This window comes from Lacibacter luteus (genome assembly GCF_004118265.1).
Lineage (GTDB): Bacteria > Bacteroidota > Bacteroidia > Chitinophagales > Chitinophagaceae > Lacibacter > Lacibacter luteus.
Genome location: NZ_SDHW01000001.1, coordinates 1544801 through 1558706 on the forward strand (window position 1 = coordinate 1544801; position 13906 = coordinate 1558706).

The 13906-nt window shown below is 40.3% G+C and carries 7 protein-coding genes and 1 tRNA gene; 1 reads left to right on the forward strand and 7 read right to left on the reverse strand.

What is annotated here, in order from left to right:
* Window positions 1-36 precede the first annotated feature (36 nt).
* From xylA to ESA94_RS06075, 5 genes are all read right to left on the reverse strand, one after another.
* On the reverse strand, window positions 37-1365 hold the full coding sequence (xylA, locus tag ESA94_RS06055; protein WP_129129932.1) for a xylose isomerase: 1329 nt from the start codon (window positions 1363-1365) through the stop codon (window positions 37-39).
* A gap of 53 nt (window positions 1366-1418) precedes the next feature.
* On the reverse strand, window positions 1419-2897 hold the full coding sequence (locus tag ESA94_RS06060; protein WP_129129933.1) for a xylulokinase: 1479 nt from the start codon (window positions 2895-2897) through the stop codon (window positions 1419-1421).
* Window positions 2898-2994: 97 nt separating this feature from the next.
* Complete coding sequence (galB, locus tag ESA94_RS06065) at window positions 2995-5715, reverse strand: beta-galactosidase GalB (protein ID WP_129129934.1); 2721 nt, start codon at window positions 5713-5715, stop codon at window positions 2995-2997.
* Between the two features lie 90 nt (window positions 5716-5805).
* On the reverse strand, window positions 5806-7488 hold the full coding sequence (locus ESA94_RS06070) for a RagB/SusD family nutrient uptake outer membrane protein (RefSeq protein ID WP_129129935.1): 1683 nt from the start codon (window positions 7486-7488) through the stop codon (window positions 5806-5808).
* 18 nt (window positions 7489-7506) lie between these two features.
* A complete protein-coding gene (locus tag ESA94_RS06075) occupies window positions 7507-10551 on the reverse strand; it encodes a SusC/RagA family TonB-linked outer membrane protein (protein WP_205755914.1) in 3045 nt (1014 codons plus the stop codon).
* Between the two features lie 608 nt (window positions 10552-11159).
* On the opposite strand from ESA94_RS06075, the gene ESA94_RS06080 reads away from it, so the two are divergent.
* Window positions 11160-12188 (forward strand): LacI family DNA-binding transcriptional regulator, encoded by a 1029-nt coding sequence (locus tag ESA94_RS06080; protein WP_129129937.1) that lies wholly within the window; start codon window positions 11160-11162, stop codon window positions 12186-12188.
* 49 nt (window positions 12189-12237) lie between these two features.
* Here ESA94_RS06080 and ESA94_RS06085 read toward each other — a convergent pair.
* Window positions 12238-12311, reverse strand: a tRNA-Pro gene (locus ESA94_RS06085).
* A gap of 132 nt (window positions 12312-12443) precedes the next feature.
* The gene (gene dnaA / locus ESA94_RS06090; RefSeq protein WP_129129938.1) at window positions 12444-13877 is read right to left on the reverse strand and encodes a chromosomal replication initiator protein DnaA; all 1434 of its coding nucleotides are present in this window, start codon (window positions 13875-13877) and stop codon (window positions 12444-12446) included.
* Window positions 13878-13906: the final 29 nt, after the last annotated feature.

Consider the following 13906-nt stretch of genomic DNA (forward strand, 5'->3'; position numbering starts at 1 on the left):
GTACTGAAGAGGATTTTTTATAGAAAAGCCGCCCGTTTAAATAAAACGGTTGATCAGGTTTTCGAGATATTCCTGTTTACCGCTTGTTACAGCTGGCTCGCCATTTTCAACTGCATATGCACGCAGATCTTCCAGTGTTAATTTACCTTCTTCAAATTCTTTTCCTTTACCACTGTCGAACGAAGCATAACGGTTGCTGCGGATCGTTTTGTAATCCGATTTCTGCAAAATATTTTCCGCAATAACCAGCGAACGTGCAAATGCATCCATACCGCCGATGTGTGCATAAAACAGGTCTTCCATATCGGTACTGTTTCTGCGGATCTTTGCATCGAAGTTGATGCCACCACCTGTAAAACCACCTGCTTCCACAATTACCAGCATTGCTTCAACCAGTTCGTTGATGTTGTTCGGGAACTGATCGGTATCCCAGCCATTCTGGTAATCGCCACGGTTTGCGTCCATACTGCCGAGCAAACCTGCATCTGCTGCAACTTGTAATTCGTGCTGGAAAGTATGCCCTGCTAATGTTGCATGGTTTACTTCAATATTCAAACTGAAATCGTTGAGCAAATCGTATTGACGAAGGAAACCAATTACCGTTTCGCAATCGTAATCGTATTGATGTTTGCTTGGCTCGCAAGGCTTTGGTTCAATAAAGAATTTTCCTTTGAAGCCGTTTTTGCGTGCATAATCTTTTGCTGTATGCAGGAAACGTGCAAGATGTTCTTTTTCACGTTTCATGTTTGTGTTGAGCAAACTCATGTAACCTTCACGTCCGCCCCAGAACACATAGTTTTCACCTCCGAGAGCAATGGTAGCATCCAATGCGGCTTTCACTTGTGCACCACCGTGAGCAAGCACATGAAAATCCGGATTGGTTGAAGCGCCATTCATATAACGTCTGTTCGAAAATAAATTCGCTGTGCCCCACAAAAGCTTCACACCGCTTGCCGTTTGCTTTTCGGCAAGGTAGGCTGTAACAGCCTGTAAACGTTTATCATTTTCATTTACATCGTTGGTATAATCAACAACATCCACATCATGAAAACAATAGTAAGGTAAGCCCAACTTGGTCATAAATTCAAATGCAGCATCAGCTTTATCTTTTGCACGTTCAACAGCATCTGCTTTTACATCCCATGGAAAAATATGCGTTGGTTCGCCAAACGGATCTGCACCGCTTCCTACAAAACTGTGCCAATACGCACAGGCAAAACGTAACCATTCTTTCATGGTTTTTCCTGCAACTACCCTGTTCTCTTCATACCAGCGGAACGCAAGAGGATTATCACTACCACTTCCTTCAAACTTAATTTGAGGAATGCCTTTAAAAAATTCTGTTTGTCCTGTTACTATACTCATGGTTGTTTTATTTAACTGCTTTTCTGCAGCAGTGTTATCGAATGTTTACTTTTTCAGTTTATCTGTTTGCTCAGCAAGGTATTCCATTCTGCATACAACTCATCATACAACTTACCTGTACCATCCGGCTCAATTACAGCCAAAGGTTTTGTATTGCTGAAGGCTTCTTTTGCGTGTTTATAAATTCCTGCTCCAATACCTGCTCCTAATGCAGCACCAACACTGCCATCGCAATTGTGTAATTCAACAGGTATGTTGAGTGTGTTGACAAATGCTTTTGTAAACACATCACTTAAAAACATATTGGCCTTACCTGCACGTATTACCGAAGGATTCATTTTGTTCTCACGCATAATATCTAACCCGTAACGGAAAGCAAATGCAATACCTTCCTGCGATGCACGGTATAAATGCGCCTGTGTATGTGTATTGAAATCGAGCCCCTGTATATGTGCGCCGGCCATTTTATTTTCCAGCATACGTTCTGCACCATTGCCAAACGGCAAAACAAATACGCCATCGCTGCCAATGGAAACAGCTGTAGCTGCATCATTCATTGCCTGGTACGATCCGTTGCCGGTAATTGTTTTCATCCAGCGGTTAAGAATACCTGTACCGTTGATGCATAACAAAACACCGATACGCTTTTGCTCAGCTGTATGATTCACGTGTGCAAAACTGTTGATACGTGATTGCGGATCGAATGTTAATTCATCACTCACGCCATAGATCACACCACTTGTTCCTGCAGTTGCTGCTACTTCACCTGCTTCGAGTACATTTAACGAGAATGCATTGTTTGGTTGATCGCCTGCTTTATACGAAACAGGAATACCTTGCTGCAACGAAAGTTTATTGGCAACCTCTTCACTCAATCGGCCATGTTCTGCAAATACATTTCTTATTTCGGGAATTGATGCTTCATTAAATCCATAATAACCGAACACATCTTTCGACAGTTCGTTATTTACAAAATCCCAGAAAACGCCTTCGGACAATGCTGAAATACTTGTTGTAACCATACCGCTCAGCTTCATCGCAATATAATCGCCGGGAAGCATTACATGTTTTACCTGATGGTATAACTGCGGCTCGTTTTGTTTTACCCAGGCGAGTTTACTTGCAGTAAAATTTCCCGGAGAGTTTAATAAATGCTGTAAAGATTTTGATGGACCTATTGTATCAAAAGCTGCATTACCAATTTCAACCGCACGACTGTCGCACCAGATAATACTATCACGCAAAATCTGATCGTTCTTATCTGTAATCACCAATCCATGCATCTGGTACGAAATACCAATGGCCGCAATTTCCTTTGGGTTATACAAACCTGTTACGTTTGCTTTTTGAATGGCCAGTTGTGTATGTTCCCACCAGACATCGGGATTCTGCTCTGCCCAACCCGGTTGTTTCGATATAATTTCAGTTTCTGTTTCGGGATAACTCACCGACACAATTCTTTGCTGCGTTTGTGCATCAACCACCGATACTTTGATTGACGATGTTCCAATATCAATTCCTAATAATAGCATTCTTCCTGTTTTGTTTAAAAAAAGGGGGAACGAGAAGCATTCCCCCGTGCTGTTAATTATGACCCTAAACAAACTAACATGAGAATATTTTAATCTGTTATTTCGTTTTTATTTCAACAACTGCAGCTGTTAAACCCGGTGCAGATGCTTTAAGTTTTATTACACCCGGCATGCCCGCTTTCGAACGTACAATTACCAGCACGAATCCAAAATATGCTTCCCGCTCTTTCGATGCAAAAGAAACAAGATTTGCCGGATCTCCGTTATCTGTCGCTACAATTTCTCCCACACCTTCTATACTAAAGCCGATATTGTTATTTGCCACAGGCACTGTTGCTCCATTTTTATCGGTAACACTTACAGTAATAAATGAAAGATCATACCCATCTGCATCAATCATTGTGCGGTCTGCTTGCAGTTTTAATTGCGCAGCAGCACCGGTTGTTTGTATCGTTTCTTCAGCCCACTTCTTTCCATTTTTATAGGCTACTGCTTTTACTGTGCCCGGTTCATACAACACATCATCCCAACGTAAACGATATTCGTAGGCAGCTTTTTTCTTTTTCCCAAGCGAACGGCCATTCAAAAACAATTCCACTTCATCGCCGGAAGTAAAAATATGGATGGGTGTAATTTGTCCAATACGATCGGGCCAGTTCCAATGCGGTAAAATATGTACCATTGGAAGATTGGAACGCCAACGTGATTGATACAAATAGAAACGATCTTTCTTAAATCCGGCGAGATCAATAATACCCGAATAAGAACTGCGTGCAGAATAGTAAGGTGTTGGTTCTCCTAAATAATCCCAACCACTCCAAACAAACTCACCTGCAACAAACGGATGTTTATCCTGCGATGCAAACACTTTATCGGGCGATGCACCAAACTGAGCCGTGTACAACTCGTATGCACTTACATATTTATTTACCGGATCACCACCTGTGGTATCGCTTACCGGTGCACTGTTGCCACTTGTTACCGGAAAAACATACGAACCACGTGTGCTTAATGCAGAAGCCGTTTCGCTGCTTACAATTAATTTATCCGGAAACTTTTCATGAAATGCAGGATACAATGGTGATGTACGGATGCCTCTGAGATGTGCATAAGCCGGAGCATCACGAATACCTTCGCCCTGGTAATTTAAACTGAGCATATCCATTACTGCAGGAAAAGGCATGTTTGGTTTTGCATAGTTCATCGATGCAGTTGCAGGCCGTGTATTGTCTTCTTCTTTTACAATGTTGTACAGTTTTTTTGAAACAAGCGCACCTGTATCTGCCGTGTATTGTTCACCAACTTCGTTACCGTAACTCCATGCTATAACGGATGGATGATTACGATCTCTGCGAATGAACGATCTGGTATCTGCTTCATACCAATCGGGAAAGATCAAATGAAAGTCGAGTGCTGTTTTCTTACGCTCCCAACTATCGAATATTTCATCGATCACTAAAAAACCCATCCGATCGGTTAACTCCAGTAACTCAGGTGCAGGTGGATTATGTGCCAAACGAATTGCATTGCAACCCATCTCATGCAGCATTTCCAATTGACGTTCTGCTGCACGCACATTAAATGCTGCACCTAATGCACCAAGGTCGTGGTGTTGATTAACGCCCTGGAAACGCACCGGCTTTCCATTTACAAAAAGTCCTTTTTCTGCATCAAAGGTTAGTGAACGGATGCCAAACGGCGTTTGATATTCATCCACTACTTTCCCGTTTGCAAGCAAGTGTGTAACAGCAATGTATAAGTTTGGTTTTTGTGCAGGAAGAGGTCCCCACAACAGCGGATTCTTTAGTATAATACTTTTTCCAATTTTACTGTTTGTTCCGGCAGTTGCAACAATAGTTGCTGCAGGAAACGAAGCAACCTTTGCTCCTTTCTTTTTCAACTTAGTATCAAACAAAAAAACTTCGGTAACAACCTGTATGTTTTGATTGGCTGTTGATTTATTTTCAATCTGCACTGCAAGATCAATTGTTGCCGCAGCTGCAGATACATTTTTCGTAGTAATAAAAGTACCCCAATGTGCTACATGCACAGGGTTTACTTTCGTAAGCCATACATTGCGGTAAATACCTGCACCGGGATACCAACGTGCAGAGTTTGTTGGATTATCGATGCGGATCGCAATTTGATTATCACTGCCTGGCTTAACATACGGTGTAAGATCTAAACGAAACGAATTGTAACCATAAGGCCATCCTCCAACAAGATTACCGTTACACCAAACAACAGTGTACGACATTGCACCATCGATGTCGAGATAAATCGATTTGTTTTTATCGGCTGCTGTAATATTTATTTTTTTCCTGTACCAACCAATACCCTGTACAGGCAAACGTCCCATACCACCGCCAACTATTGCATTGGCTTCTTTATAAAACGGCCCATTAATAGCCCAGTCGTGCGGAAGAGTAATTTTCTCCCATTCGCTATCGTTGAAATTTGTTTGTACAAAAGCTACATCTGCACCGGGATTACCTGCAGGTCGCTGATGTTGCTTTGTTGCATCTTTAATAAATCTATTTGCAGAAGGAAGTATCCATTTTTTTAATACTGTATCTGCTGCTTTAACTGCAACTCCTTCTGTTGGTTTTGAATCGGCCACAACATTATCATTTCTGTCTGTAACATCGGGACGCACATCGTACGACAAACCGTTTGTACCGGCAGGATCGCCTTTATGAAAACGCCAGCCATCATTGATCAAAACACGATGCGAACTGTATTGCGCAGACGCAACACTTACAACAAACGCTAATAAACCAGTGAAACAAAAATGACGATATCGCTGAAAAAAAACCATGTTGATTAAAGAGTAAGTCGATCTATAGAAAGTTAAGTGTAATGAAAAGGAGAAATGAATTCATCTCTCCTTTTCATTATTAAGATAGAATTAATAGCCGGGGTTTTGTGTTAATACTGCTCCTGTGTTTCTTTCAATTTCACCAAAAGGAATAGCCCAAAGATTAAAATGCGGTTGCATGTTAACACCATAAAACGAGTTATGCTTTTTCACCCTGTCGTACAGTTTACCTAAGCGCATCAGAGTGAGCATACGTTTTTCTTCAACACCAAATTCTCTCATACGTTCATCAAGAATGTAATCGATAGTAGCTTGTGCCGGAGTAATAATGCTTGCATTTGCTCTGCCACGAACTACATTAATATCTGCAGCAGCTGAAGCGGTATTACCCAATCCTACATAAGCTTCTGCTCTCAGCAAATAGGTTTCTGCCAATCTGAACATGTACTGATCTGCATATGTACCACCGGCCGATGCTTTCAATTCATATTTCAATGTAGGATCTGATGAACCGGGGTTTACATACAAACCGGCAGGATGATCGGCAATAGTTGTAGCCTTTGCCTGGTATGGATAAAAAACCCTTGATGGATATGTTACACCTGAACCGGGAGGAGGATTTTGTGTAGATACTGTTTGGCCGTATAAAGGACTGGCTGGATTTGTAACAGGTATTACTCTGATGAAATTATGATTGGCATTTCTGATATCGTTATTGAAATCGCTTGCCCATACTGTATCAGCAAAGTAACGTGAAGGCTGCATAAACCCTACACCACGACCACCTGTATAATCGCTCACAGGCCAACGAAACTGGGCAACACCATTTACACGAAAATCTCTGAACAAGGGAACATGTACCCTTTCCATTTGAAAAGAACCTGCCATTGCAGTAGAAACTGCACCACCGCCGGGCACATCCGTTTCAAACTGAATTACCCAAAGACCCTCTCTGTTGTTTGCACTTTTTCTGTTTTGATTTTTTGCCTGGAAAAGATCCCAATACACATCGCCGGGATTAACAGCAGAACGTGAACCAAAACGACTCAACATTAAATCTGTTGCAGGATCGTTAATTACAACAGTAGCAGCATCAACTGCATTTTGATTTTGACCTGCTGCAAGATAAACTTCTGCTAAAAGATGTTGTGCAACAAGGTTCGAAATTTCCCCGTCTTTAACAGCTGTAATACCAGGAAGATTTGCTGCAGCAAATTTCAGATCTTCAATTACCTGGTTTAAAATTTCCTGTTTTGTAGCTCTTTTAAAATCTGTTTTCTCCGAAACGATCTCTTCTGTAATAAGCGGCACACCACCCCACAAATAAGCAAGTGTACGATATCCAAATGCACGGAAGAAACGACCCTTTGCTTCAAATGCTACTTTATCTGTTGCAGAAAGAGAAGAAGAAGGAATACGGCTGATGATTGTATTTGCTTCTGCTACAATTTTCCAGATTTGTGCCCAGTGATTATTCGCAAGCGTTCCGTTTGGACCAAATTCTGTTGCAAGCTGTGGATTAGAACCAACAGTTACTTCAATAACCAAATCTGTTCTGTACAGATACTGCATCGGTTGCCAGTCGCTTCGTGCATAAAATTCATCACGTACGTTTCTATACAGATTATTGATCGACGCATTAAAATCATTAGCTGTGATAAATGCATTTGTTGTACTTAAAAACGAAAGCGGTTTTTCGTCGAGAAAAGATTTCTTACACGACGAAACCGTCAGTATAAGAATCAGCAATGTCAATCGATATATATATTTCATTATAGTAGATTTATTTTTTTAGAAAACAAGGTTAACACCAAACGTAAACGTTCTTAACACAGGGCGGCCACCAATAAGCAGACCTTGTGCCTGCAATACGCCATTTGCATCAGCCGCTTCTGTTTCAGGATCCCATCCTTCCCAGTTTGTCCAGGTATAGAGATTTCTGCCGCTTACAAAAGCACTGATTGTTTCAACCGGTAATTTTTTCAGCAGCTTCGAAAAATTGTAAGAGAGTGTAACATCCTGCAATCTGATAAAGCTTCTGTCTTGCCAATAGCTTGGTTCGAACTTAGCACGTGTGCCGGAAACGTTACGGGGGTACTTACCATTCGGATTATTAGGCGACCAATAATCGATACCCATTAAATCGTTAATACGGATTGTATTGTCTTCTCTGAAATAAGAAGGATTGTTGTTACCGAGATATCCGTTTTTACCACCTTGTACAGAGTTAACAAACACAAAGAGTGAGAAACCTTTATACGAGAATGTGTTTCCTAAACTAACCCGGTATGCAGGCTCTCTTCTTCCCAATACAATACGATCGGCGGCCTGTGTAATATCATTATCCTTGTTCTGATCTACGATGCGGAGTGAACCAACAGGGAAACCGGGTAATCTTGTATCTGTTAATTGATAGATGCCATCCAACTGGTAATCGTAAATAGTACCAATTGCTTTTCCGATAAACAAACCACTTGAGATAAGATCATCTTCAATACCATCGCCGTTTGCATCAATACCTCTGATAGTTACGATCTTGTTGATGTTTGCAGAGAAGTTAAGGTTCGCATCCCATTTAAAATCTTTTGCACGGATGATGTTGTAATTGATTGCAGCTTCAAAACCTGTGTTATCAATTTGGCCCACATTTGTTCTGATGCTTCCAAAGCCAGTAACATTTGGTATGTTAATACTGTACAGGAGATCGGTTGTTTTGTTTTTATAAAATTCAAGTGAACCGGTTAAACGGTTTTGTTTGAGCAATCCAAAATCAACACCAATGTTTAAACCTGCAGTACGTTCCCATTCCAGGTTGTCGTTACCAAGCGAAGAAACCTGCTGACCAAATGCTGTTGTACCACCATCACCATAGATATAAGATGTGTTGGTTTCAACACGTGCAATAGATGTATACTGTGCAGTTTGATTTCCGTTTACGCCATAACCTGCTCTTAATTTTAATGAATTGATTGCTTTAATATTTTTCATGAATTTTTCTTCGGAAACTACCCAGCCAAGTGCAACAACAGGGAATACACCATACTTGAAGTTTTTAGAGAATCCTGAGAAACCATCTCTGCGGATTGTTCCCGTAAGCAGGTATCTGTCGTTAAACTTATAGTTTACTCTTGCCATTTGGTAATTGAGTGCTTCTGCATTTGCACTCGATTCTGTAAACCTGTTTGTACCAAGAGAAAGGTTATTGTAACTTAAATTCAAACGTGTAAATCCTTCTGCTCTTGAGTTGGTACTGTTAAACTGGCGTTCAATTGCACCATATAATAAAGTTGCAGTAACATCATGCTTACCAAATGTGTTTTTATAAGTAAGGATGTTATCGAACGTATAGTCGTAATAATTCTGATAGTTTTTAAACGCCTGTCCTGTTTGGCCTGCTGCATAAATACTTGCAAAGAATCGTTTTGACTCTCTGTAGTTATTACCAAAGTTCATACGGTAATTAAGACCTTTAAGGAATGGGAAATTGATGTCGGTATAAATGTTAGCGAAATAGTAGTTATTCCGTTCAACATCGTCTACGTAATAGGTAGTAAACGGACTTGGTTCCAATGTTCTTGTTGGAAAAGGAATAAGCGTTCCGGTGCTGTCGTATGGACGAAGCAATGGAGGCATACGCTGAATGCTTCCGAAAGAAGGTTCAGCACCATCCTGGTTTACAAACGAAGCAGAAGAAACAACACCAACCTTCCACCAGCTTAAGGGTTTTGTTTCGAGGTTCGCTCTGATTGTTTTACGTTTAAAATTATCGTTGATGATATAACCTTTCTGATCAACAAGGGCACCAGAAAGAAAATACGTAAAGCGATCCGAACCTCCTGAAATGCTCAGATTGGCTTCATAAATTGAACCGTTTTTAGTAGCCTCATCAAACCAATCGTAGTTATGTGGCTGCAAACCTGTTGTTGGTGTTCCTAACACCGGGTCAATCCAATCCTGAAGACGAAAACTGGGATTGGGCTGTGTATAGCCGGGCGCCAAATAAGCTTTATCATAGAAATTCTCCGTCATGAATTTAATAAAGCCATCTCTGTCGAATGGTCTCAGGTCTCCGATTGTTGGTTGTTGAACTGTATACGATGAAGAAAAAGAAAGTCGTGGCTTTTCGCTTTTACGTCCTTTCTTAGAAGTGATGAGAATAACACCATTTGCCGCCTGTGCACCATAAACAGCGGTTGAACTTGCATCTTTCAATACATCAATTGTTGCAATATCATCGGGGTTAATTGATGATAAAGAACCTGTATACTGTATACCATCCAATATAATCAACACATTCTGATTACCGCTTAATGTTACTCTACCACGAATTGAAATTGGCGGAGTACCTCCCGAAACAGTTGATAAACCAACATTCAAACCCGGTACAGTTCCTTGCAATACCTGTCCAACATTAGTCATTGGAAGATCTCTGCGGGCTTCGAGATTAACACTGGCTACAGCACCTGTTACATCTATTTTACGTTGCGTACCATAACCAATTACAACAACTTCGCCTAAAGACTTTTCAAGCGGTTCCAGTTTAACATTAATATTGGCATCTGTAACTACAACCTCCTTATCAGAAAAGTTAATAGCCGAAATAACCAGTACAGCATTTCGTTGTACAGAAATTGTAAAGCTTCCTGTATTGTCTGTAGTAGTTCCGTTTGTAGTTCCTTTTACAACAACGGAAGCGCCTTCAACAGGCGACCCTTGTTCGTTTGTTACTTTACCTTTTACCGTTACGTTTTGTGCGTTGGCGGAGCCGGTAAAAAATAGCAGTTGAAGCAACACTGCAATTGCCAGCGTAGCTGCCTTTGTCGCTTTTCTTCCCAAAAGTGACAAAATCGTTTTTTTGTTTGGCATAGTCAATTCGAGTTTTGAGTTTTGAAACAGTTAATAATGGTCGTACCAGGAAATTTGTTATTGGATTAAAACCTCCTTTCAGGTGGGAGGGTGATGTATTTTGCTTGTGTAATAATGTTTGGAGATATAGAACACACAGCCTCTAAAAAAAGACGGAAACACCGATACAGCATTGTACAATGCGGTGGTTAATGCACTGCAAAAAATGATTGAAGCTTTTGGCGGAGCAAGCAATACTCTCATAACAGTAGTTATCGTTTATATGGCCCGATGGATCGGGATTTAGCAAGACATTTTTTTTGCAATCGGTTGCATTAATCAGACAAAAAATTAGCATTATCCTACGGATTACCCGTCTTACAATGCCTTTATAGAAATACAATAAACCAGGCTTGCAACCTTGGTCTATTGTTACCTCCAATTTTTCAATAGCCAAATTGAAGTTTGCCACAATTAAGAAACAGCTGAATGCCTTTCTGAAAGCTAATGTAGGAATAATTTTGAAATATGCAACCGATTGCATAATTTTTTTTTAAAAATCCTTACCTTAGTTTCACTTAGAACTTTGTAAAGGATTGATGCAAAAAGAAATAACGATATACGATCTGGCCCGTGAATTGAAACTTTCGCCGGCAACCATAAGCCGTGGATTGAAAAAAAGCCCGGCATTGAACAAAACTACTGTACAACGCATACTCGCAAAGGCAGAAGAAATGGGGTATCGTCATAATAATTTTGCCAGCAGCCTGCGTAATAAACGTACCCAAACACTTGGCATTATTGTTCCCCGGCTAAACAGTTATTTTATGACTTCTATATTAGCCGGTATGGAAGACGTTGCAAGTAAGGAAGGTTACGATCTTATTATAAGCCAGTCGCTGGAAAAAATGGAACTGGAAAAAAGTAATGCCAGCACGATGTTTAACAAACGTATTGACGGGCTCCTCATTTCGTTGGCTTATACCACTACAGATATAGCACACATTCAACCTTTTTTCGACAAACAGATACCTGTTGTTTTTTTCGACCGTAGCTTTCCGGGAGTAGAAAGCACTTCTGTTGTTATAGATAATTACCAGGCTGCCTACAAAGCAACTACACATCTTATAGAACAGGGTTGCAAAAAAATTATGCACCTCACCGGTAATTTAACGAGAGATATTTATGCCGATCGTTTAAAGGGATATAAACAGGCATTGGAAGAAAACAAAATCGCTTTCGATGAAAAACGTGTATTGGTAAGTACACTTAACGAGCAGGATGCCACAACTGCAGCAAATACAATTCTTGCAATGGATGCAGAACAAAGACCTGATGCTGTTTTTTGTGCCAACGATTTATCTGCTGTTTATTGTATGGTTCACTTAAAACAACATGGTATAAAAATTCCGGATGATATTGCTTTTGCCGGATTTAATAACGATGCTGTAAGCAGAATGATTGATCCTAATCTTACCACCATCGATTATCCCGGCAATAAAATTGGTGAAGTAGCAGTATCCTGTTTAATTAACTTGTTGAAGGGAGATGAAAGTGTAAAAAACACCAATCGTATTATTTTACACTCATCGTTACTAATAAGAGAATCATCGCTTAAGAAGAAGTAGCTAAACTTATATAAAAGAAAAAGGTAACCAAATCGGTTACCTTTTTTTGTCGGGAGGACAGGATTCGAACCTGCGACCCCCTGGTCCCAAACCAGGTATTCTACCGGGCTGAACTACCTCCCGCCGTGTTTACAAGAAGTAAACGATCCCCTAAGGGGTTGCAAAAATAGTTGTATGCAGTTAAAGCACCAAAAAGAAATCCCGAATTCTTTTATGAATCCGGGATCAATTTTTTTATCAGGGTTTTGGGCTTATTTACATCGCAGCCAATTGTACTTTTTGCTGCAGTTCAAGTACGCTTTCTTTAAACATACTGTCTGTATCCATTAAATCTTTTACTGTTTGGCAAGAGTGGATAACGGTTGTATGATCTCTTCCGCCAAAATGTTCACCAATTGTTTTAAGCGAATTTTTTGTAAACGTTTTTGCCAGATACATAGTTATCTGACGGGCCTGCACAATTTCACGTTTACGTGTTTTTTGCAACAGCTTTTCGTAAGGCACATCAAAGTAGTCGCACACCATTTTTTGAATGGCGTCGATGGTAATTTCTTTGGATGATGTTTTAACGAAATTCTTCAGCACTTTCTTTGCAAGATCTAAGTCTATTTCTTTTTTATTCAGCGAGGATTGTGCCAATAATGAAATTAAAGCACCCTCCAGCTCACGAATATTGGTGTTGATGTTATAAGCGATGTATTTTACCACATCCTTATGCATATCCAAACCATCATTCTTCATTTTCTTTTCCAGGATCTCGATACGGGTTTCGTAATCGGGCATTTGCAAATCGGCACTTAAACCCCAACGGAAACGACTTAACAAACGTTCCTGCACACCTTCCAGATCTTTTGGTGGCTTATCTGATGAAAGAATGAGCTGCTTGCCGCTTTGGTGCAGATGGTTGAAAATGGCAAAGAAGGCATCTTGCGATTTTTCTGCACGGCTGAAGAACTGCACATCATCAATAATCAATACATCTACCAACTGGTAAAAATGAATGAAATCGTTGATGGCGTTGTTACGGCTATGATCTACAAACTGGTTAATGAATTTTTCGGAACTTACATATAACACCACCTTATTCGGATGCTGACGCTTTACTTCGTTACCTACAGCCTGGGCTAAATGTGTTTTACCCAAACCAACGCCTCCATAAATTACAAGAGGATTAAAAGAAGTAGCGCCTGGCTTATCGGCAACTGTTTTACCTGCTCTGCGGGCAACACGGTTACAATCGCCTTCAATAAATGTATCGAACGTATAGTTAGGATTCAGCTGCGGATCGATCTGCACCTTTTTTAAGCCCGGTATTACAAACGGGTTCTTAACGGGGTTATTTATCACGAGCGGAAAATCCATTTCGTTATTTGTATACGTTTTATATCCATGACCGGGAACATCCATTGTAATAGGTCGGTTACTATTGTTACCGCTATCCATCATGATACGATACTCCAGGTTCGCATCTTTTCCTAGTTCACGCTTTAATGTTTTTGCAAGCAGCGTTACATAGTGTTCTTCCAAATATTCAAAGAAGAACTGACTGGGTACCTGGATGGTAAGGATCTTATTCTTTAATTCAACCGGTTTAATTGGTTCAAACCAAGTTTTAAAATGTTGCCACTCGACTATATCTTTAATAATGGTCAAACAACTTTTCCAAACTTGTTCAGCCGTTTTCGTCATTGTTCCAAAAGCAGTTTAATATAATGAGT

What these genes read in the sequence shown, in the direction of transcription:
- xylA (WP_129129932.1), bottom strand. Translation starts at nt 1,365, where the DNA reads ATGAGTATAGTAACAGGACAAACAGAATTTTTTAAAGGCATTCCTCAA.
- ESA94_RS06060 (WP_129129933.1), bottom strand. Translation starts at nt 2,897, where the DNA reads ATGCTATTATTAGGAATTGATATTGGAACATCGTCAATCAAAGTATCG.
- galB (WP_129129934.1), bottom strand. Translation starts at nt 5,715, where the DNA reads ATGGTTTTTTTTCAGCGATATCGTCATTTTTGTTTCACTGGTTTATTA.
- ESA94_RS06070 (WP_129129935.1), bottom strand. Translation starts at nt 7,488, where the DNA reads ATGAAATATATATATCGATTGACATTGCTGATTCTTATACTGACGGTT.
- ESA94_RS06080 (WP_129129937.1), top strand. Translation starts at nt 11,160, where the DNA reads ATGCAAAAAGAAATAACGATATACGATCTGGCCCGTGAATTGAAACTT.
- dnaA (WP_129129938.1), bottom strand. Translation starts at nt 13,877, where the DNA reads ATGACGAAAACGGCTGAACAAGTTTGGAAAAGTTGTTTGACCATTATT.